The organism is Domibacillus sp. 8LH, from assembly GCF_038806185.1.
GTDB lineage: Bacteria > Bacillota > Bacilli > Bacillales > Domibacillaceae > Domibacillus > Domibacillus indicus_A.
Map to the genome: position 1 here is coordinate 398,890 of NZ_JAVJNG010000002.1, position 21,667 is coordinate 420,556.

Annotated in this window: 20 protein-coding genes and 2 riboswitches; of the genes, 16 read left to right on the top strand and 4 right to left on the bottom strand. The window is 45.1% G+C overall.

Translation table 11 applies throughout. From position 1 onward, the window contains the following. Positions 1–79 precede the first annotated feature (79 nt). The 13 genes from RG959_RS05445 (at position 80) to RG959_RS05505 (ending at position 11,765) form a co-directional block, all read left to right on the top strand. Positions 80–643 carry a YdcF family protein gene (locus RG959_RS05445; RefSeq protein WP_342796260.1) on the top strand — a complete coding sequence of 188 codons (564 nt, stop codon included), beginning with the start codon at positions 80–82 and terminating at the stop codon, positions 641–643. 370 nt (positions 644–1,013) lie between these two features. Continuing rightward, positions 1,014–1,100: riboswitch (cyclic di-GMP riboswitch) on the top strand. A 37-nt stretch (positions 1,101–1,137) separates the two neighbouring features. Continuing rightward, positions 1,138–1,341 carry a hypothetical protein gene (locus RG959_RS05450; RefSeq protein ID WP_342796261.1) on the top strand — a complete coding sequence of 68 codons (204 nt, stop codon included), beginning with the start codon at positions 1,138–1,140 and terminating at the stop codon, positions 1,339–1,341. Positions 1,342–1,817: 476 nt separating this feature from the next. After that, positions 1,818–2,207, top strand: a complete 390-nt coding sequence (gloA2, locus tag RG959_RS05455) for an SMU1112c/YaeR family gloxylase I-like metalloprotein (protein WP_342796262.1) — start codon at positions 1,818–1,820, stop codon at positions 2,205–2,207. A gap of 381 nt (positions 2,208–2,588) precedes the next feature. After that, a complete protein-coding gene (locus tag RG959_RS05460; RefSeq protein WP_342796263.1) occupies positions 2,589–3,152 on the top strand; it encodes a YdcF family protein in 564 nt (187 codons plus the stop codon). Positions 3,153–3,157: 5 nt separating this feature from the next. Beyond that, on the top strand, positions 3,158–3,721 hold the full coding sequence (locus tag RG959_RS05465; RefSeq protein ID WP_342796264.1) for a hypothetical protein: 564 nt from the start codon (positions 3,158–3,160) through the stop codon (positions 3,719–3,721). A gap of 105 nt (positions 3,722–3,826) precedes the next feature. Beyond that, positions 3,827–4,657: an SGNH/GDSL hydrolase family protein gene (locus RG959_RS05470; RefSeq protein ID WP_342796265.1), complete on the top strand. Its 831-nt coding sequence runs from the start codon at positions 3,827–3,829 to the stop codon at positions 4,655–4,657. Between the two features lie 397 nt (positions 4,658–5,054). Further along, on the top strand, positions 5,055–5,843 hold the full coding sequence (locus RG959_RS05475; RefSeq protein WP_342796266.1) for a DeoR/GlpR family DNA-binding transcription regulator: 789 nt from the start codon (positions 5,055–5,057) through the stop codon (positions 5,841–5,843). 13 nt (positions 5,844–5,856) lie between these two features. Further along, a complete protein-coding gene (locus RG959_RS05480) occupies positions 5,857–7,017 on the top strand; it encodes a diphosphate--fructose-6-phosphate 1-phosphotransferase (RefSeq protein WP_342796429.1) in 1,161 nt (386 codons plus the stop codon). Between the two features lie 20 nt (positions 7,018–7,037). Further along, positions 7,038–8,351 (top strand): ABC transporter substrate-binding protein, encoded by a 1,314-nt coding sequence (locus RG959_RS05485; protein WP_342796267.1) that lies wholly within the window; start codon positions 7,038–7,040, stop codon positions 8,349–8,351. After that, positions 8,305–9,300 (top strand): carbohydrate ABC transporter permease, encoded by a 996-nt coding sequence (locus tag RG959_RS05490; protein ID WP_342796268.1) that lies wholly within the window; start codon positions 8,305–8,307, stop codon positions 9,298–9,300. Before RG959_RS05485 ends, RG959_RS05490 begins: the two co-directional genes overlap by 47 nt. Before the next feature lies 1 nt (position 9,301). Next, complete coding sequence (locus tag RG959_RS05495) at positions 9,302–10,123, top strand: carbohydrate ABC transporter permease (protein WP_342796269.1); 822 nt, start codon at positions 9,302–9,304, stop codon at positions 10,121–10,123. A gap of 647 nt (positions 10,124–10,770) precedes the next feature. Then, positions 10,771–11,175, top strand: coding sequence for a Rok-like winged helix domain-containing protein (locus RG959_RS05500; protein WP_342796270.1), 405 nt, complete (start codon positions 10,771–10,773; stop codon positions 11,173–11,175). A 197-nt stretch (positions 11,176–11,372) separates the two neighbouring features. Then, positions 11,373–11,765 carry a Rok-like winged helix domain-containing protein gene (locus tag RG959_RS05505; RefSeq protein ID WP_342796271.1) on the top strand — a complete coding sequence of 131 codons (393 nt, stop codon included), beginning with the start codon at positions 11,373–11,375 and terminating at the stop codon, positions 11,763–11,765. A 13-nt stretch (positions 11,766–11,778) separates the two neighbouring features. Here the strand turns inward: RG959_RS05505 and RG959_RS05510 are convergent, their stop codons facing one another. Beyond that, entirely contained in the window at positions 11,779–12,870 is a 1,092-nt protein-coding gene (locus tag RG959_RS05510) for an ATP-binding protein (RefSeq protein ID WP_342796272.1), read from the bottom strand. Positions 12,871–13,452: 582 nt separating this feature from the next. Next, positions 13,453–13,534: riboswitch (cyclic di-GMP riboswitch) on the top strand. Positions 13,535–13,572: 38 nt separating this feature from the next. Between RG959_RS05510 and RG959_RS05515 the strand changes: the two genes are divergently transcribed. Beyond that, positions 13,573–13,701: a hypothetical protein gene (locus tag RG959_RS05515; protein WP_285881935.1), complete on the top strand. Its 129-nt coding sequence runs from the start codon at positions 13,573–13,575 to the stop codon at positions 13,699–13,701. Between the two features lie 115 nt (positions 13,702–13,816). On the opposite strand, the gene RG959_RS05520 is transcribed toward RG959_RS05515, so the two are convergent. Continuing rightward, a complete protein-coding gene (locus RG959_RS05520; RefSeq protein ID WP_342796273.1) occupies positions 13,817–15,871 on the bottom strand; it encodes a methyl-accepting chemotaxis protein in 2,055 nt (684 codons plus the stop codon). Positions 15,872–16,089: 218 nt separating this feature from the next. Between RG959_RS05520 and RG959_RS05525 the strand changes: the two genes are divergently transcribed. Next, positions 16,090–18,444 carry a phosphodiester glycosidase family protein gene (locus tag RG959_RS05525; protein WP_342796274.1) on the top strand — a complete coding sequence of 785 codons (2,355 nt, stop codon included), beginning with the start codon at positions 16,090–16,092 and terminating at the stop codon, positions 18,442–18,444. Between the two features lie 176 nt (positions 18,445–18,620). Here RG959_RS05525 and RG959_RS05530 read toward each other — a convergent pair whose 3' ends face one another. Together RG959_RS05530 and RG959_RS05535 are read right to left on the bottom strand one after the other, a co-directional pair. Further along, positions 18,621–19,943: an ABC transporter permease gene (locus RG959_RS05530; protein ID WP_342796275.1), complete on the bottom strand. Its 1,323-nt coding sequence runs from the start codon at positions 19,941–19,943 to the stop codon at positions 18,621–18,623. Continuing rightward, positions 19,940–20,599 carry an ABC transporter ATP-binding protein gene (locus RG959_RS05535; protein ID WP_342796276.1) on the bottom strand — a complete coding sequence of 220 codons (660 nt, stop codon included), beginning with the start codon at positions 20,597–20,599 and terminating at the stop codon, positions 19,940–19,942. Before RG959_RS05535 ends, RG959_RS05530 begins: the two co-directional genes overlap by 4 nt. A gap of 141 nt (positions 20,600–20,740) precedes the next feature. Here RG959_RS05535 and RG959_RS05540 point away from each other — a divergent pair, with 141 nt between their 5' ends. Beyond that, entirely contained in the window at positions 20,741–21,649 is a 909-nt protein-coding gene (locus tag RG959_RS05540; protein WP_342796277.1) for an SGNH/GDSL hydrolase family protein, read from the top strand. Positions 21,650–21,667: the final 18 nt, after the last annotated feature.

Genomic DNA, 21,667 nt, shown 5'->3' on the forward strand with positions numbered 1-21,667 from the left:
CGTTTGAAAGAACGGCTGGATTTTATTTTATTTGGATATGAACTTTAGTACGGTGTTTTGTTAAAGGAAGGGAGCGGTCATGAAGAGCATTATAAAATGGTGCTTGCTTGCGATAATTAGTGCTATATTTCTGTTGCCGCTCGCTCGATTTTATCTGGTTGTAGATGAAGAGCCGGAAAAGGTGGATACCATTATTGTGTTAAGTGGAGACGCGGGACGATTAAAGAAAGCAGCAGCCTTGTATGATAAAGACTATGCAGATAAGATCCTCCTTTCAAATGCAAAAGAAGCGGGAACGACAGCGGAAGAAGCTGTAGCGTTTGGTGTAGCAGAACAAGATCTTGTGTTGGAGGAAGAAGCGACCAGTACATATACAAATGCGTTATATACAAAAGAGATAATGATAGAGAAGGGACTTGATTCTGCCATTGTGGTTTCTTCTGACTATCATATGCGGCGGGTCAAGCTTGTATTTGATCAAGTATACAAGGAAAGTGGCATTAAGCTGACTTATGTATCATCATTGCGCAGTAATGGTGCCTGGTACTTGGATAAAAGGAATATTGGTTTGACGGCAAAGGAGTTTGTAAAACTGCCGGGGTATGTATTGAGGCTGTATAAATTTGTGGACTTGGAAGGGTAGAAAGAATGGAGAATCAGAGCATGGTAAGTGTATACATATAACTATGAGCACTGCAACTATCTGGATTATAATGTAATTATTTTTGCTTCTACAAAAGAGAAAAGGAGCCAGCTTGACGATTCAGTATTGTACATAGAGCTGCCGATATCAATCCTACTCAAAGTATAGATGGGTCATGAAACTAAAGTGAAGTTAATAAAATAGGGCTGTTTGGAATAACTAGAACCGCCCTTTTGTATTTTGAAAAACACTATTGTAAGCGTTTTCAAAATGTGTTAAAATAAGAAGACCAATATAATTATGAAAGAGAACAAAAGGTAGAATAATGTTATATTTTGTCGGTATTTGTCGTATGATAAAAGCAACAAATTGTACGAAAGGGCAAAGCCATTGAAAAGTGGTGACGCAAAACTATAGGGGCTAACAAGAAGAGACTTTATGCCAGCCAGTTGCCAAATCCGAGCCTCTGTACAGTTTAGAATGGAGGGAAACGAATGAAACAGTATGTAAAGCTGCCGAAAATTATGTTAATTCTCATTATTGCCTGGCACAGACATGAGTACTTAAAGTATGAGTATTTAGAATTAGGCTGTCTGAATAAAAAAATCCGAAAAGAACTTGAAGAAAAGAAAAAGCATCATTATAACAAGTATGTTGAGTGGTCTTTAAATGCTGGCATTCATCCCGTAATCCGCTGAAGTGTGAAGAGGCCAAGAAGCTAGCTGGCTGATTAAATGAAAAATTCTGCACTCGTTGAAGAAAAAAGTTCATCCATAAAAAAGTGGATGGCTTTTTTTATTTTACTTAATCATTTATCTATTCTAAATTGTTTCTTTTAATGTATCAGCTGCTTCAGTTTTATTTATTCTTTATTTCATAATACTGAGTCACTATTTTTTAAAGGTCGGTAAACGGTCAAGTGGCATTAATATTAAATTATTTCATTCTATTTAAGCAGAGCTAGTAAACAATTCTTACTTAAATACAATTGGCGCTATTTTTTAGGTTTAGTTCAATTGTTTTATGCCAAACCGATAGACTGATATTAATAATGTACTAGTAAGTACTCTTGGATCCCTGTCCAGATGTATGGTTGCTTTTGTTTCTGTAAATAGCAATCTCAAAAAGCTATAATAACAAATGGTATTTCTCTTTATAAGTAAAGGATGATTCTATGAATATTAATAAAATTCATCATGCAGCAATTATTTGTTCAAACTATAAACGATCAAAAAAGTTTTATACTGAAATATTGGGTTTGGATATTATTGCAGAAACATACAGAGAGGAGCGAGACTCCTTTAAATTAGATTTACGTGTGGGAATGGCTGACCAGATTGAGTTATTTTCTTTTCCAGGCGCTCCTAAGCGGCCAAGCTACCCAGAAGCACAAGGGCTGCGTCATTTGGCGTTTGAGGTGGGGGATATTGATGAAACGATTCGTGAGCTGGAGAAGCAGGGGGTAATGGTAGAGCCGATTCGCGTAGACGAAGGAACGGGTCAGCGTTTTACGTTTTTCCATGACCCGGATGGCCTTCCGCTCGAATTGTACGAAAAAATCTAACTTTCATTTAATTTTTGCTCTTTCTGGCTATACTATTGCAAGGATATCTAGAGAGGTGATAAAAATGAATCGTCAGCAAGAAGAAGGCTCCACTTTGAAAGGCTTGGGATGGGGTATCGGGCTCAGCATTCCGCTTTGGATTTCCTTTTTCGGATGGTTAAAAATTTTTGGTGTTTTTTTGTAAAAAGAACACTTTCTCAATAGGATATTAATGGTAAAATAAAATAAAAGTAAGACAGAGCTTCCGTAAAGAAGCTCTGTTTTTGGTTTAGTAAAAAAGGAACGCGCCTGTTTATAAAGGTCCGATAAAGCTATTGATCAGGAAGTAATCGCCGTTTAACGGAACAGCTCGATGAGTAAACGAAGGAAAGGCAGCAGCTCATGCGAAAGATCATACAGTATACTTTTTACATAGTAATGGGTTTTCTGCTCCTTCTTCCGCTGGCACGAATGTTTCTTGTCGTTGATGAACAGCCAACGGAAGCGGAGGTCATTATCACACTTAGTGGTGATGTGGGACGATTGGGAAAAGCAGCAGATTTGTATCATAAAGGCTATAGCAACAAGGTAATGCTGTCTAATGCGGCTGAACCAGAAACAACGCCAGAGGAAGCCGTAACGCTTGGCGTACCAAAGCAGGATCTTTTGTTAGAAAAAGAAGCAACTAGTACATACACCAATGCGCTTTATACAAAAGAACTTATGGTTGAGCAAGGATTTGATTCAGCCATTGTCGTTTCATCTGATTATCATATGAGGAGGGTAAAGCTCATTTTTGACCAAGTTTTCAAGAACAGCGGGATTGAGCTGACTTATGTATCGTCACTGAGGAATGATCAAGCATGGTATCGTGACAAGGAAAACATTCGTTTTACACTAAAAGAGTTGATCAAGCTGCCCGCTTATGGGCTTCGGCTATATAAATGGATTGATATGGAGGGATGATGAAGATGAAAAAGTGGATCAGTGTAATAGGGGTTGTTGTACTCCTTATAGCTTTGGCGGCTATTTGGTCGCCAGGCAAAGAAAAGCAGGAGCAGACAGAGCAGGCTGCCCAGGAAAACAAGCCAGTCGCTGAACAAATTGACTCTGTTAAAGAGCATGTAGAAGAAAAGGAAGCTAAAAGCAACGAAACAACATCTGATGAAACGTCTGAAGCGGCAGCTGCCAAACCAGTGGAGGAGACGGCTCCTCAAGTGACAGAGATCCCGGCTGAAGCCAATGAGCTGCTGAAGGAAGCAGAAAAAGCAGGGACAGCTTCGGAAGAAACGCGAGCACCAAAAGCGGAAACAGGTTCAACGGGTACAGATGCCGAAACCGGCGGTCTGCATTTTGCGTCCCGAGAAGAAGCGATGCAGTTTGTCTTTAGCCGCTTCTCTCAACAGGAAATCGCGCTTTATAACAAGGTTTCTGCCAACGGGTTGACGGCGGAGCAGCAGCAAATGGCTCTTCAAATTGCTTATTCCCGTTTTAGTGCGGAAGAAATTGCGGCGATTGAGGCAGCACTAAAGTAAAGCTAACAGGCAAAGAAACGAAATTTGTCGAACGAATAACCTTACTTCAATGAAAGTTAAGTTTTATAATGGTATTATCATCCATTACTGGCAAAGGAGAAGAAGATGTCTAAACACTTTCCGTTGATCCTAGCTATCGTTTCAACTATTTCCGTCTTGCTTGCAGGCAAGTGGCACTATGACAACAAAATCGAAGTGCAGGGTCAGACAGCTTATGCGGCTTACAAACAGAAAGCGGAGCAAAAAGAACTGCTTGATTCTTTAGATCCGAAATTGAATCCAGATCAGCCTCTTGTCGATTATCTTCAGTATAAGTCCCTGACACAGGATCAGGTGGCAATCTCACTGCTTGGCAGCAGCGGAACCGCTGGTATCGGAGCGAGTGGTCCGCCATACACCTGGGGAAATCGTCTCGAAGCACAACTGCACTCTTTAGGGAAAGATTTTCAGAAAATACACATACATACGCATGGATTTCCCGAATACTCCACAGCCCGGTTGGTGAAAGAAGCAAAAGTCAAAAGCGTCATTGGCGACAATCCAGATCTGGTTATAGTTGAAACCGCCCTTTTTCATAATTACGACCAGCATGTATCGATGGACGAAACAAAAGAGAATATCGACGCAATCGTTCGTTCTATACAAAAAAACGCACCTGAAGCCAAAATCCTTCTCACGTCATCCAACCCGATATCAATCGTTTCAGAAGAAAGAACAGAAAATCATGTAGGCTATACCTATAACGATTATACGAGAGAACTTACTAGGCTTACGAAAGAGAAAAGGTGGGCTTACGTGAATATCCACAACGAAATGGAAGCCCGTCTGGCTGCAGAGAACAAAAAGCTGTCGACGATTTTAACGCAAGGCATGTATCCAAATGATGACGGGTACTTGCTATGGGCAGAAATGATATTTGCCCATATGACAAAATAGGTGTACCGTGCAGAAGGGTGAATAAAGGATAAGTCTACTGAGGATTGAATGGGAAAACCTATAAGAAATAAAGCACCTGGAACATGTTGGTTCCAGGTGTTTTTTGTATGCAGGAGCTTATGTTTAAAAAGTTGAATTTTTATTGAATTAAAAAATAGCCTGGGAAATGTCCGCTGAAGAGAAAAAGAGATCGTTCAAACCATTCTAAGATCTCCTCTATAAAATAAGAGTGATGAATTCTGGTGATTCACTCTTTTTTACATAATATGCTCCTTTTTTCGAAAACAATAAAATTTTGATCAGAAAAATACATGTACAAAGGAGAAACGATCAACTATAATAAAAAAAAGTAAAAAATGAATCAATATTCTGATAATTTAATCGTAGGTGAGCGGCTATGATCACAAAGCAAAGACACAACCTGATGCTTGAAATGATCAGGGACAAAAAAACCGTCAGTATTTCACAGCTGGCAAAAGAGCTGGGCATCTCTAATGTAACGGCCCGGCGCGATGTCGAGTTTCTGGAAAAGCAGTCTAAGAATGTGATTCGAATCAGGGGAGGGGCTGAATGGAAAGCAGACCTGCCGGATTATTCAACAAAGGATTTGAACGATCGTTTTCAGCAGCAATACGAAAAAAACAGATCTGAAAAGCAGCAAATTGCTCAGAAAGCATCATCTCTTATCAAACAAAATGAAAGCGTTATCATTGATGCAGGATCGACCACCTTTCATCTCGCCCAAAGTCTCGATTCGCAAAAAAGAATCACCGCTTTTTTAACGGCAGTAAATATTGCCGAGGCGCTTGAAGAAAAAGAAAACATTACAAAAGTATTGATGGGCGGCATTTTTCGTTCAAGGACAACAACGATTGTCAGCTCTGTTTTAAAGGACAGCTTGAGTACTTTATATGCGGATAAGGTATTTATCGGTGTATCAGGCGTGTCGCTGGAAAAAGGCTTTACGTGCCATGATTTATTAGAAGTCGAGGTAAAGAGAATGCTTGCCCACTCTGCTCGGGAGGTCTACTGGCTAGCTGATTCTTCAAAAATAAACTCTATTGCCTCATTTCAGGCTCTAGACTTGGAATCTCATCATACCATTATTACGGATGACAAGGTTGAGTCTTCTATTCTTGAACAATTGCAGCGAAGAGTGAATGTGATGATTGCTGAAAGGAGGTGAGAACGTGACGAACATGCTGATCGCACAATCAGGCGGGCCGACAGCGGTGATTAATCAATCATTGTATGGAGCCGTTTCGGCTGCTGTGGCAAATCCAGCGATCCATCATGTGTACGGCTCCTTGAATGGAGTGGAAGGTCTGCTGCACGAACGGATGGTGCTGCTTGACGGTGAGCTGGGTACGCTCGAGAAAGCGGCCGGGCAGCCAGGAGCTCTACTCGGTGGATCAAGATATGAATTAATCGAAGGGGATATGGAGCGGATCATCCGCAAAATGGATGAACGGGATATTCGTATTTTCTGCTACATAGGCGGAAACGGCTCATCCAGAACCGTTCAAGCGCTTCACCATTACGCACAATCCATCCGGAAAGACATGGTGTTTGTGCATATTCCAAAAACGATTGATAACGATTTGTTTGGCACAGATCACACGCCCGGCTACGGCAGTGCCGCCAAGTTTTTAATTCAGTCCATTCAATGGATTGGGGCAGATATGGACTCTTTAGGCACGTATGATCAAGTTGAATTGATTGAAGTGATGGGAGGAAATTCAGGCTGGCTGGCGGCTGCGAGTGCTTTTGGCAAAGAAAGGCTGGATCAATTTCCACAGCTGATTTACCTGCCGGAAAAAACGCGGACACTTGACCAATTCCTGCAGGAGATTGAAAGCCATTACCAGAAGTTCAAAAAGCTCATGGTCATTGTGCCAGACCATTTCCAAGTGGGCGGCATCCGCTCTGCGTCTTCGGCTAACAAAAAAAGAAAAGGCTATAACGGCGGCATCAGCCATACGCTGTCGAGTGAGATTGTGGATAAGCTCGGCTACAAAACAAGGCTGACCAATCCCGGCTCCTTATATAGAAGCGCTTTTGGTCTGGCCTCCCAAACGGATCTTCAGGAAGCAAAGCTTTTAGGAGAAAGGGCCGTTGAAGCAGCGCTTGGCGGTTCGTCCGGTGTAATGATGAGCTTAAAGCGGCTGCAGGATGACCCGTACTGTTGCGCGGTCGAAGCGGTGCTACTGAACGATATTGCCGGAAAAGAAAGGACGCTTCCTTCTTCTTATTGGGATGATCAAGCTCAAATGGCTACTCCAGCATTTCAGAATTATTTACGGCCTTTAATCGATTTCGATATTATGAAACCGCTTACCATTTCACGTAAATCATTTTAACATTGAGGGAGATGAACCTTTTGAAGAAAAAATGGTTTTCAACGCTCTTTGCTGTTTCTTTATTAATGACTGCATGCTCCCCCCCTTCAACATCCAATACAGCCGGTTCTGAACCAGAGCAGGAAGCATCCAAAAGCGACGACGGAAGAACACAGGTGCGCTGGATGCAGCACTGGGTAAATGAACAAGGTCCCGACAAAATCAACGAAGTAAAAGCCGCTTTTGAAAAACAACACCCAGATATTGAACTCATCATTGAAGATATTCCTTTTGCACAAGAGCATGACAAGCTCTTATCCCTGGATTTAGCGGGTATGCCGCCGGATGTCATTACGGCTTCGGGCGCCTGGGTAACAGAGTTTGCGGATGCGGGTATGATTGACCCGATTGATTCGTATATCGAGAAGCTGCCGGAAGATTACCAGGCGGCCATTGAAGGCCCGATGACACAGCCGTGGAAAGGTAAGCGCTACGGCATTCCGATTACGAACGGAAACATTGCCCTGTTTTATAATAAAAAGCTTCTTGAAGAAGCAGGCGTAGAGCCGCCGAAAACGTGGGACGAGTTTTTAGCTGCCTCGATTAAATTAACGGATACGAGCAAAAATCAATATGCGCTGACAGGTAACCTGGCTGCAGAGCCGCCAACGGTTATTTCTTACGAGGTATTCCCGTTTATCCTTCAAGCTGGAGGCAAAATTATCGAAAATAACCGGGCGGCTTTTAATACTCCAGAAGGCGTAAAGGCACTCGAGTTTTATAAGTCGTTAGTGAAAGAACACAAAGTCACAACGCCTGGGGAATTGAGTGCAGGCGAAAAAGAAAAACGGGCGAACTTCTCAGCAGGAAATGTGGCTTTTATGTTTGAAGGCCCATGGGGCGTTAAAATTCAAGAAGGCTTAAACCCCGATTTAGAATTTGGTGTCGTGCCTCTACCAGCTGGTGAACAAACAGGCACGATTGCGCAGGGCTCGGTCCTGACTCTGGCATCAAAAGGGAAAAACAAAGAAGCAGCCTGGAAGTTTATTGAGTTTATGGGCAGCGCAGAAGGACAGCTGCTGTGGGATAAAGCGACAAACTTCTTCCCGTACAATAAACAAACGATGCAGGACCCTTATTTCCAGGAAGATCCGTACTTGAAGGTGTTTATCGATCAAGCGGAAACGGCAGATCGGGTAGAAGTTATCGATAACTTCCTGCCGCAGGCAAATGATTTAAGAAAGCAATTTACGATTGAGGTGCAAAACTATTTAACAGATAAAAAGACAGCGAAGGAGGCTTTGGACGATGCAGCGACCTATTGGAATGCAGCGTTTGAAAAAGCTGAGCAGTGATGGTCTGCGGGGGCTCTCAAAGAGCCTCCCCTTTCTGAAAAGTAACGAGGAGCCGGCAGGGAATCAAGCAAAGAACCTGCAGCAATTCTTCGTAAAAGTTTCCTTTATTATGCCGGCGATGACGCTTTTGATTCTGTTAACAGGCTATCCGCTTTTCCAGGTGATTCAAATGAGCTTTTATGATTACACGGACAAAGCGAATCCGGTTTTTGCCGGTTTGGCGAATTACAGCCACTTTATCGTCGACCCGCTGTTTTGGAACGCCCTAAAAAATACAGTCATTTTTACTTTTACGAGCGTGCTTCTTGGGCTGACAGCCGGCATGACCTTCGCTCTTTTATTAAACCAGCCAATCAACTCGAAATTTCGTGGCGTTTTCCGGGCGCTGCTCATGTTTCCATGGCTGACTTCTTCTACCGTCGTGGCTGCGATTTTTATGCTCATGTTTAATCCATTCGGACTTGTCAACTACTTGCTGAAAGGAATTGGACTGGAGACGATTTCGCAGACAGCGTGGCTAAGCAATGAAACAACCGCTCTTTTTGCCGTCATTATTGCCAACGTATGGCGCGGTTTTCCGTTTATGATGCTGATGATTTTAGCGAGCCTGCAGACCATTTCGCACGATTTATATGAAGCAGCCGATATTGACGGCGCTGGCTTTTTTCAAAAGCTGTTCTACATTACGATTCCCCAGATTAAAAACATCATCTTAACCGTAGCGGTGTTAGAATTTATCTGGAATTTCCGCTCTTTTGATCTTGTTTTTCTCATGACAGGCGGAGGACCGGTAAATTCAACCGAAATTCTATCCACATACGTATACCATTATGCATTTAGAACACTTGACTTTGGCTATGCATCTGCGACCGCTATTTTCATGCTGATGATCATGATTGTGATTTCCTCATTGTACATTCGGGCATCGATTCGAAAGGAGAGAGCGTAAGATGACAAGCAGGCCGCAATACACAACGTATGCTGCTTTAATCGTACTGGGAAGCATCGCGCTTCTTCCGATTTTTTGGATGGTCAGTGTGTCTTTCAGGGCCAACACCGAGGTGTTCTCCATGCCGCTGTCGATCCTGCCGCAAAACTGGACGCTGGAGGCGTTCGGAAAGGTGTTTGAGAATGCAGAGCTGATGAAGCTGTTTGTAAACAGCTATATTATAGCTCTGTCCGTGACGTTTGTTTGTCTTTTGTTTGCTGCATTGGCGGGCTACGGATTTTCCAGATTTCAATTTAAAGGGAAGAGAGCTGCCATTACATACATTTTGGTGACACAAATGTTCCCGATGGTGCTTCTCGTCATCCCATACTTTCTGTTTATTACCCGTGTTGGCCTGTACAACAGTTATTTTGCTCTTATTCTGGCTTACACATCATTTGCGCTGCCTTTTTCCATTATGATGATGCGTGATTTTATCACCACGATTCCGTATGAACTGGACGAAGCAGCTAAAATCGATGGCTGCGGCCCTTTCCGGACGTTCTTCCATATTATTCTTCCGCCAAGCCTGCCAGGGTTAATTGCCACGGGTGTGTATACCTTTATCCTGGCTTGGAATGAATTTTTATTTGCGATCGTGCTCACGAATTCGATTAGTGTCCGGCCGCTTACGATCGGGATCGGCATGTTGATTGGGGAGTTTACGACCGAATGGAATGCGTTGATGGCCTTGTCTTTCATGGCCAGTGCACCGCTTATCGTTGTATTCCTTTTCGTTCAAAAGTATTTCCTGCAAGGTTTAACAGCTGGAAGTGTAAAGTAAGTGAATGACTTATAATCTTTATAAAAGGAAGAACTGGGTGTTTAGAGAAATATCCCAGTTCTTTTTTTGTTGGTTTGAGCTATAGGTAAATGGAAAGGGATGATTCGAATATGCTGAATGCTTTATGCTTATTTGAATAGCCTGGCCGTCGTATTAGACAGGGGTGTCACAATTTGTCGATAGAAAAATGTGGATTTTTTTAGAATTTGTAGGATAATAGACTTATAGGTTGTCTCAGTATCAAAATAAATGCTGCAGCGTTTCAAGCGGGTTTTATAAGAAGCAATGATTGGATCTTTAGAGTCATAAAAAAGTTTCGATGACCTTACTTTCTCATAAAAGGCCATCCATCTCAATTTTCGCTTATTTTGTTCTTTATAAAGAACTATTTTACTATAATAAAAACACGATACAGAACAAAGGGCTGAATGGTGCTTCTGCCTGCAGATAAAAGGGATGAATCAAGGCGTCAGAAACCGAATCAGCAGTGGGGAAAAGATGTAACTGCGGTTGTCACATTTTGTATGTATTTGATTGATTTATTTACTTTTTTATTCATTAACTATGATAAAAGTACTATATTTCCGTATATTTTTAAACATTTACAATTAATACATTTTTAATTCGAAGAAAGTAGAGGGGCAGCGATGAAAGCAGTGTTTGGAGAACGGGAAGCGATTCAGAATCGGCTTCATCAAATTGACCAAACAGAAAGAGAGATTAGACGGTATTTTGATCAGGAACGAAAGCAGTTGGAACTCAGGCTGGCGATGATGGAACTGCCGAATGCAAAAAAGAGAGCCGGCAGTGTAAAAGAACGGCGGCGGTCAGCGTATGTAGAATATTTGCAGGAAGTGATTGTGGCGTATTTAAAAGAGGAAAAGCGTCCTGTCCGCGGCTTTGCGGTTCAGCAGTTTGTGAAGGATCAGACCGGCCACCATATTGGCAATATGAGTGCATTTATGAATGCGCTGATGCCAAAACACGAAGAAGTCCGCAAGCTCGGGCGCGGTATGTATGTATACGAGAAAAAAGTGTTGTCGCACGTGTAAGGTAAAGCAAAATAATGGTTTAAATCGAGAGAAAGCGCACAAAATGAGTTCTTATAGTTACGAAATAATGCAAAGAAATTTATTGTTTTTTAGTAACTTAAATAGACCAAAAGTTACTCGTTTATAGTATAATATGGAACAGTATGAAATGTTAGGAAACAATATCTGTAGTTTCCTAGGAGGGAACGGGATCCATTTTGAGCGGAAGATTTACTGAACAACAAGCGATTAAAACGAGACTAAGCCAAATTGGTCAAATGGAAGCACAGATGCTGGAAGCAATGCAGGAAGAGCGGGACGAGCTTTTAAAAAGGCTGCAAGAGCTGGAAAACAGTGAAGGCAGGAAGAAGGAGCATACAGTAAGCCGCCGCCCGAGAGAAAATGTACATGAGCTGCGCGAGGTGGCCGTTGCCTATTTAAAAGAAAGAAAGGAACCGGTTCGTGCAGTGGAAATTCAGGAGTTTGTCGAACGAGCGACCGGAAAGCGTATTTCAAACATGAGTTCCTTTATGAAAGCATTAGAGCCCGAGTATGACCGTGTTGTACGGCTGGGCCGCGGCTTATATATTTATGAGTACGGAGTAAAATAGGAAAAAGCCGCCTCTAAATGAGGCGGCTTTTTTCGTGCTGGGTATCCAGCGGAATCGAGATCGTTACACGGGTGCCATGGTCCAGCTGGCTTTTCACGCCAATAGCCCAGCTGTGCTGCTGCATGATTTTGAAGGTAAGCATTAACCCGAGGCCGATACCTTTTTCTTTATTGGAATAAAACGGCTCGCCAAGCTTTGGAAGCCGCTCTTCAGCAATACCTACCCCTTCATCGATCACTTCGATACAAATCGTGTTGTCCAGTTTTTTTAAATGAATGGACAGAAGCCCTCCTGCTGGCATTGATTCAATTCCGTTTTGAAGAATGTTAAACAGCGCTTTTTTAATGCTTTCCTGGCTGCATGAAATAGACGGAACCGGTTCGAAATCAAATTGGATGTTTACCCGGCTCATAATCGCCTGTGTATCCAGCAGGGAAATGATCGATTGCAGCAGCTTGATTAAATCTGTTTCGACACAGGGTGAGGCTGTTGGCGCTGCCAGCAGGGAAATTTCATCGACAAACGCTTCAATCCGGTCCACTTCTCCGCTCATAAGAGAAAGATATTCGGGCTTGCATGTTCCTTCTGTTTGCATGAGCTGTAAAAATCCTTTGACTGCAGTGAGCGGATTGCGGATTTCATGCGTGATACCGGCCGCCATTTTTCCGGCGGACACTAAAATTTCAGCGCGAAGCAGCCGCTTTTCCAGTTCTTTTTGCTCCGTAATATCCCGCAGGTGAACCGCCCAGTTGCTCTGCTCCTGGCTGTCAGTGAAGATCGGCGTGATGGAAAGCATCATATGATACGCTTTTCCATCGTTGGAGATGCGGATCGTTTCCAGGGCAGACCGTTTTTTCTCGTCGTCCGAAGCAGCGGCCGGCGCATGGACGATGCGGTCATGATACTGCTGCATTTGCTCGACCAGGTGGGGTGGAATCGATGGGCAGCTGAAAATATTTAAGCCTTCTAACTCATCCTTTTGCCAGCCGAGCATATGGGAAAATGCTCGATTGGCTAACATGATCGTTCCGTCCAGATCCAGCAGCAGAATCGGGTCCCGATTGTGCTCAATAAAAGAGGCAGAAAGCTCATTTAATGGGTGCATCTTTTTCACTCCATTGCTTATTTTTTGCTTTTTTGAGTTTTCTGAACACAGGAATGTTTTTTCGGTACGTTTATTGATTAAATCATACAGGAAAGCATCGTTATTTGGAACTGCCCTTTTATTATTGGACGGTGCGTTTTCTATTGTTTTTCCTGTAGAAATGATGGTTAAAAAAGAATGGGCTGTTATAGATATATAGCATTAAGCCTTCTATTGGTGAAACTAGTGCTAATTACACCTATTGTTAAGAAAATAGACTGTTTATTTTTTCCTTTTTGGATATGTATCTTTTTTGTTTATATTTTTTCATTCCTTCCTGTAGGCGGGTTTTAAAATTCCTGTTTCTGTGAAATCCTATATTTACAGTGTGTGTAGTGGATTCATTGCATGGTGGCAGAAAATTAAATTACTTTAAATGAATATCATTCAAAATATAAGAGATTTTTTAGCGGTATAGGTCGAAAGTGTGTTTTTGGAAAGGACACAAAAAACCTTATAACGACGCGGTTTGTTGGAAATTGTCGAACGAATATACCTATATTCTTAGGGTTTTTTGCTTTATAATAAAGACAACACGAACGTTGTGCGAAAGGGCAAAATCGCTGAAAAGTGATGACGCAAAACTATAGGGGCTAAAGAAAATCTATGCCAGCCAGTTATCGAATACGGTCTCGGACACTCATCTAAAGGAGGGCATCTATTATGCCGTTATACAGTATGAAGGAGATCTGGACGCCGCTAAAATGGGTAGGCATCAAATTCTTTAAAACACTGGATGAAGGAAGCTTCTACATGAAGGTAGGAAGCCGTCCAAGAAAAAGAATCAACTAACCGGCAGGCGTTGACGGCTAAGATAGTTAGTTAGCCACGAAAACGTAGAATGGGTCACGAAAACAAGAAAATGGTCAAGAAAAAACCGCCCCGGCATACAGGGCGGTTTTTCTTGTTACACTTTAAAGGTACTCGTTAAAGCTTGCAGCTCTTCGGCCATGGAAGCAAGCGATGCGGAAGACGATGAAATTTCCTGCATCGCGGCCATTTGGTCTTCCGTTGAAGAAGAGACCTGCTGGGTGCTGGCGGCCGTTTCATGCGAATGAGAGGTTACGAGGCGAATCACTTCTTGAACTTGCTCGGTGCCTGACTGAAGCTGGTTCACAGAGGCGGAGACCGCTTTGATATGGTCCGATACTTCCCGGGCCGCCGCGTGAATGCTTTGGAAAGACTCACCGGAATGATGAACGGATTCGATTCCTGCCGCGACTTCGCCGATCACTCGTTTCATCGATTGAACCGAGCGGGTGATCTCAGATTGGGTAGTGGCAATTAGTCCATTGATCCGGGCCGCCGATTCGGATGACTGCTCGGCTAACGTCCGCACTTCTTCGGCGACAACCGCAAAGCCTTTGCCGTGCTCGCCGGCCCGGGCTGCTTCAATTGCTGCATTCAGTGCCAGCATGTTCGTCTGGCCGGCAATGGTTGTAATAACCTCTGTGAACGTGCCAATTTCGCGTGAGCGCCTGCCGAGCTCTTCAATTACAGAAGCCGTTTCATGTACGGTTTCCTGGATCGTATGCATCTGAGTTACGGCTGTTTGAATCGACGTGCTTCCTTCCTGTGACTTGGAAAGAGATTCACCGGCACTGTGCAGCATTTGCTCGGAGCGTTCAGCGATTTGTCCGACCCCGGCTGACATATCTTCAACCGTCCGCGTCATATCCTCAACGCTTTGCCGCTGCTCATCGGCAGCTGCTGCGACGCCGGCTACCGTGGAGAAAATTTGTTCAGACGCGCTGCTCATTTCCTCGGCATTGGCCGTTAGCTCCTCGGAGGAAGCCGCTACTTGCTCGGTATGCGTAGAGATCTGGGTAATCACATGACGCAGCTGTCCGGTCATTTTGCTGAATGAAGCGGACAAGCGCCCGATTTCATCCTCGCTGTGCAGAACCGTGCCTTCTGTCCGTAAATCTCCTGCGGCCATTCTTTCCGATTGATCCGCCATATCGCGGAGCGGCTTTAACGTCCGTCTCACGATCCAGATGAAAACGGCAGAAAATAATGAGGCAATTAAAAGAGTGCTGACGATCGATTGAACAATATTATCCTTCAGCGACTGCTCGACTTCACTGAGCGTTTTTTGGGCTATAGAAGCATTGGCGAAATAAGGAGCGGTATCGATTTGTGCAGACAGCACGTAAGCCGCTTTTCCATTTTTCATCATAGGATAAAAAATATCCGCTTTTTGCTGGTTCACATGCATCTGCGGCTTTCCGCTTTTCAGCACGGCTCCAATATTGTCGTTTTGGATGGTGTCTCCTTGTTTCCAAAGCGGTTTTTCACCCTCTGCCGTATTTCCTGTTAACACAAGCCCGTCTGGACTGAGCATGTAAATGCCTTTTATCCCATTTCCTTTTTGAATATAGGTTTTTAAGGATGCCTCAAAAATATCGGCATTCATTGCGGCTTCAAGTACGCCGCGTCCATCCGCTCTTGGAACAATCATAAACTTGAAGATTTCCATCGTTTCCTGCTTTAAAATAAGCGGCTCCGCAATAACTGGCGTTTTACCGTCGAGAACCGAGCGGTACGCTTCGTTAAAGGAAAATAAATTCAGCCCAAGTGAAGCTTCCTCCGTAGATTGCGTAAACACACCCTGCCGGTCCGCCAGGTAAAGATCCGTCATGCCGGTTTGTTTGGCGATTGCTTCCAGATCCGCGTTGGTCAGCTGGCGTGCAGTATCCATCTGCTGAAGGGTATAGGCCGCGTTTAACATCGTTTTATCCACCTGTTCTTCAAGCGAAACGAGGTGGTTTGACATATTGGCCGTTAATTCGGTTAGTTCTTCTTCGACACTTTTTTGAGAGTTTTCATTCATATGTACAGCAGCGGCATCCATTTCTTTTTTTAAGGACCGGGACTCGATCCATTGAAGGAGACTGGAGCACGCGAGAAGTAAAACAATCAGCACAACAAGCAAACTAATAATCTTTCTTTGAATGGACAAACATGAAACCTTCTTTCTAAAATGTATATATAGGAAAAATGACCCTCATTTTACCTTGGAATTGAGACATGCCTTTAAAAGAATAGTTGAATTTTCCTGGTCAAGCAATACTTTCTTTTGATTTTCTCTTTTTTAACTTTTTACATTCTCTTCTAGAAGACCGCTATTCTCTTAATCTGCCTATGCTATACTAGTTTCAAAAAGCAGGGAGGTTTTCCATGAAAAGGGTAAGGTTAGGACTGCTGGCACTAATGCTGCTGTTTCCGACGTGGGCACAGGCGGCAGTTACGGATGAGTTTGATGTTTCGAATGGGGTAACGTACACCGAAATTGTAGAGGAAGGAACCGTACCTCAGTCGGTTCGCGTAATGGAAATCGATACGACAGACCCGTACACAAAAGTTCAGGCGGGGGTGCCGGATCCGCTTAATAAGCTGGTGCAGACGTCCAAGCAGGCACTTGCGGCAAGCGAGGAAGGGCATGAAGTGATCGGGGCGATTAACGGTTCGTTTTTTAATCGGGAGCCGATGCCGCTTTATTTTGTCGCGATCGACAACTACTTAGTGAACGGCGGCATGATTGAAACGAGCAAGGATGAGTTTGTCAGCGAGAAAATCGCCTTTAGCATCAACAAAGAAGGAAAAGGACAGATTGACTCTTATTCTACGACTTTTACATATGCGCACAATGGAACGACCGGAACGATGGCCGGCCATAACGGTCAGCGTTATCCGAATACGACGATGGTATATACGCCCAACTTTTCATCCGGTGTAACGACGACTAACCCGTACGGTTATGAAGTCATCGTATCCGGAGCCGGTGACCCGTCGCTTCAGTTTGGCGGCACGTTAACCGGTAAAGTGACGGGCTTCCGCCCATACGGACAAACAGCGGGAGCGGTGATTCCGAAGGACGGCTTTGTTCTGTCCGCGCATGGAACCGAAACGGAAGCACTCCGCAGCATGAAAATCGGTGATACCGTATCCGTGTCGGTCGATGTGGATGAGAAATGGAAGGGAGCTGATTTTATGATCGGCAGCGGGCCGCTGCTTGTGAAAGACGGGAAAGTAGCGCTGACGATGAACCCGAACAGCCCGAAAGCACGCGAGCGAGCACCGCGTACGGCTGTGGCAATTGATCAAACGGGCGAAAAAGTAGCGTTTATTACGGTCGATGGACGCCAGCCGGGCTACAGCACCGGTATGAGTTTATCAGAATTTGCGGCCTACATTCGGTCACTTGGCTATGATCGAGCGCTTAATATGGACGGCGGCGGTTCCACTACGATGCTGGCACGCGAGCCGGGTGATTTTACAGCAACGATTCAAAATAAGCCGTCTGACCCGTGGGGTGAGCGGCCGGTATCAACCTTTTTAATGGCCATTACGACTGCGCCAAAGGGTGTGCCAACGACGATCAATGCGAGCCTGTCATCGGATGCACCGCTTGCCGTTGGGGAAACGGTTGGCGTAAATATTCACTCGATTATGGATGAATACGGAAATCCGGTTAAAGTGGAAAATGTGACGATTACCTCCGATCTTGGGACTGTATCCGGTACAACCTTTACGGCTGCTCGATCAGGTTCTGGATTCATCTCAGTTAAAAAAGGGAATGCCGAGGTAAAACTGCCGATTACCGTTCAAGCGCAGCCGGAAAGCCGGGCGAGTGTACTCGATTCATTTGAAGGCGTCAGCTGGTCGGTTCCGTCTGTCAGTACGTTTTATTATGACGGCAGCCGCTCTCTGAAAGTAGATGGCACTGTTCGGCCAGTCCAGCCGATCGCGCTGTCCAGCAGCCCGTCGTTTGTCAGCCTGCGTGTATACGGACAGGCAGACGGAGCGGAAATAATCGGTACGTTCCTTGATGCAAAGGGAACAGCTCATCAAGCGTCTTTCGGAAGCGTAACATGGAACGGCTGGAAGAATGTGCGCGTACCGGTGCAGGCAGGCTGGACGAAGCTGTCCGCTCTTTCTTCTTCGAAGCCGGGCGTTTATGTGGATTCCTTAAAAGCGGTCTATGGCACTTCGTACAAAGAAGAATTATTCCGTGATGTGCCGGTGGACTTCCGGGCTGAAAGGGATATTGTGTCGCTTGTAGACCGGGCCGTGGTCAGCGGCTTTCCGAACGGCACGTTTGGACCGCAGCAAACCTTAACGCGCGTGCAGGCGGCGATTATGCTGCAGCGTGCGATGAAGCTGCCGACAGACGGTGTGAAAGATCCAGGTTTTTCTGATGTACCAAAGACGTATGCGTTTTATGGAAGCATTGCCGCTGTCACACAGGCCGGGATTATGTTTGGCCGGACAGACGGTACGTTTGATGCGCAGGCAAAGCTGACACGGGCCGAAATGGCTGCCGTTTTAGCACGGGCGCTTAAGCTTCCAGAAGCAAACCGGAATTATTTCCCGGACAATAATGCCGGCACGTTTGCATACAGCTCCGTGAATGCACTGGCTGCATCCGGCATTACGCAAGGATTCCCGGATGGCACGTTCCGGCCGGGTGAACCGATCAAGCGCGCTGACTTCAGCATTTTCTTGAACCGGGGACTAGAAAAAACAAACTAACATTGTGTTGGGCCGGAATCTTGGATGCTGGGCCGGAATATCGGGCGTTTCGGCCGGAAAATACTTTTTCCGGCCCAGGCGAAGCAGATTCCGGCCCAAATGTGACAATTCCGGCCCAGGAAGCGGCTTATCATTTAAAAACGGGCTTATCCAACTGGATAAGCCCGTTTTTTTCGTTATTCAAACCGAAGCGCATGGCTCGGTTTCATTCGTGCTGCTTTGAGAGCAGGATAAATGCCGAACAAACCGCCAATCACAATCGTAGAGCCGAGAGCCAGCTGAATGGCCCATAGTGGGAGGGTCAGTGTAAACGCATCAACGTAGTGATTCCATAGTTCAATAAACGCATAGCCGAGGCCAATGCCAAATAAGCCGCCGATCACACAAAGAAGGAGGGTTTCAAAGAAAAACTGGGCCATAATTTCAAAGGTGGTGGCACCGATCGCTTTGCGAATGCCAATTTCCCGGGTGCGTTCCCTCACAGACATCACCATGACGTTCATAATGCCAGTACCACTGATAAACAGCGCAACAGCGGTAATACCGAGCAGCATCACTTGTAAAATCACGGTCACGTTATCAATGGCTCCAAGCATTTGATCCTGCTTGACCACACTAAAATCGATTTCTTTATGATTTTGTTTGATTGCGGAGAACACCGCACCATCTACTTGATCAATTACATTGGTGCTGTTCGCTTCGACAATCATTTTGTTTAAATACTTCATATCCGTGTTGGCGAGCGCCGTTTCAATCGGCATAACGATGTTGTTATCAGTGCTTGAACCGAGTGTGGCATTCGGTTCGAGTACACCGATAACCGTGTATTCTTTTTCGCCGATTGTCAGCTTTTGGCCGACCAGCGTCTTTTCTTCAGCAGACACAACGGTACCTGCCATCAACGAATCGAGGGCACGCTGCCACCACGTTTTTTCTTGAGGAGCCGAGATTCCCGTGCTTCCAGACTGGGGTTCGGCTGTTTTTCCTAGCAGCGCGTCGTGAATGTTGCTGCCAAGGACAATCACGTTTTTCTTCGACTGCTGTTCTTCCTCTGTAAAAAAGCGTCCTTCTGCCAGGTCAGCGTGCTGAACACGGCTGTATTGATGGGTGCTGCCGACGAGAACGGCCTGGACGTTTTGTTCTCCATACGCTGCTTTCGAAACGGTTTCGAGCTGTGGTGTCACCGACTTTACATTCGGCACCGCTTCAACGGCTTTGGCATCTTCGTATGTTAACGTGCTGGGCACGCTTGTAATGCCGCTTAAAAAGTCCTTCTGCCCGTTCGCGGAATCGAGGACGCGGCCCGGCATAACAAGAATTTGCTCGGCACCGAGGCTTCCCATCTGTTTCAGTAAGGTATCTTTTACGCCTACGGCGATGGCAATAAGGACAATGACCGCAAAAAGACCAATGACAATGCCCATCATGGCGGACAGGACGCGAAATTTATTCGACCAAAGACCGAAGCAGGCGAGCTTTAATGCATTTCCAAGCCTCATGCGAGTACACCATCCTTTAAATGAATGACCCGCTGCGCACGGTCTGCCACTTCCTGATCATGGGTAATGACCACAATCGTCGTGCCCTGCTGATGAACGCGGTCAAACAGCTGTAAAATCGTTTCAGTTGTTGCTTCATCTAGGCTTCCCGTCGGTTCATCCGCCAGCAGAATCGACGGTTCATTCACAAGCGCCCGTGCGATCGCAGCCCGCTGCTTTTCTCCTCCGGACAGCCGGGAAGGCTTTTGCTTTTTTTTATCGGCTAGTCCTACTTCTTCTAACAACTGCAGAACCCGCGCTTTTTTTCTTCCCAGTTTTTTTCGTCCATATGTAAGGGGGAGAAGCACATTTTGATAAACAGATAGATTCGGAATAAGCTGAAATTGCTGAAAAACAAATCCGATTTCGGTGTTTCGAAGAGCAGTCCGTTTCGACTGCCGCATTTTATGCACGGGCTTGCCGGCTAGTATGTATTCACCTGAGTCAGTGGAATCGAGCGCACCGAGTATGTTCAGAAGTGTGCTTTTTCCAGAGCCGGATTTTCCCATGATTGCGACATATTCTCCTGGATCGATCTGTAAGTCCACACTGCGCAAAATGTCTTGCCTGCTGCTGCCGGTTTGAAATGCTTTTTGAACACGGCGAAGCGTAATCATCGTATAACCTCCCATAGATTCTGTTATGCTAGCATGCTAGCATAAGTGTTATAAATTTCCCAGTCCTATCCATACTAATTCATAAAATATGGTATAATCGTTTGTTGGAGACTATTATACTAGTAAGTGGGGGAAGTTGTTTTGAAGAAATATCATGTACTAGCTGCTGTGCTGTTGTTTTTCACACTTGCAGCAGTGTTTAGCAATACAGCCAAAGCAGCCGAGCCGATGCCGGCAAAGGTTATGGCTTCTTCTTTATCGGTACGGGAGAATGCAAGTCCGCGTGCGAAAGTAATCGGGTCACTGTCCAGATATACTGCCCTATCTGTTTACGGGCAGGCGCCGGGCGGATGGTCGGAGATCCGCTTTCAAAACCGCAGGGCATACGTCCCGTCAAGCCAGCTGAAAACAGCGAAATCAACAATCGTTGTCGCTTTCGGTGATAGCAACACGCAGGGAACGAACTGGAAGCAGAATCCATCTTACCCGCAGGCGGCAAAATGGGCCGCAAAGCTCGGGCAGACATATACCGTTGTGAATTCAGGCATTGGTGGCGACACGTCGGTCATGGGGCGCGATCGTTTTCAGCAGGATGTGTTAAACAAGCGTCCGGATGTAGTTACGATTATGTTTGGGACAAATGATGCCGTGATCCGGTCCAACGGGCAGGCGCGTGTTTCTAAGACAAAGTTTGAACAGAATATCCGCTACTTTACCGACACGCTGAAAGCGAAGAAGATTCGTGTTGTGCTGATGACGACACCGCCTGTTGTTCAAGGGGTGTTTTATAAACGCTACGACGAGAAGCTGTACCAGAAATACAATGGTGCCCGGCAGTGGAATGATTCTTACAATGCCATCATCCGTAAGGTGGCCAAGGAAGAAAGGGTAGCGTTGATCGATAACTATCAAAATATGAATCTGGCAGCCGGCGGCGCGACCGATCAGAAGTTGATCCTATCAGGATTAATCGACTCTTCGGGCACGCATTTAACGCCAAAAGGCGCTGACATGATTTATCAGTCTGTGAATCGGGTGTTAAGCCGTTAAAAAAGGGGTGTCTCTAAG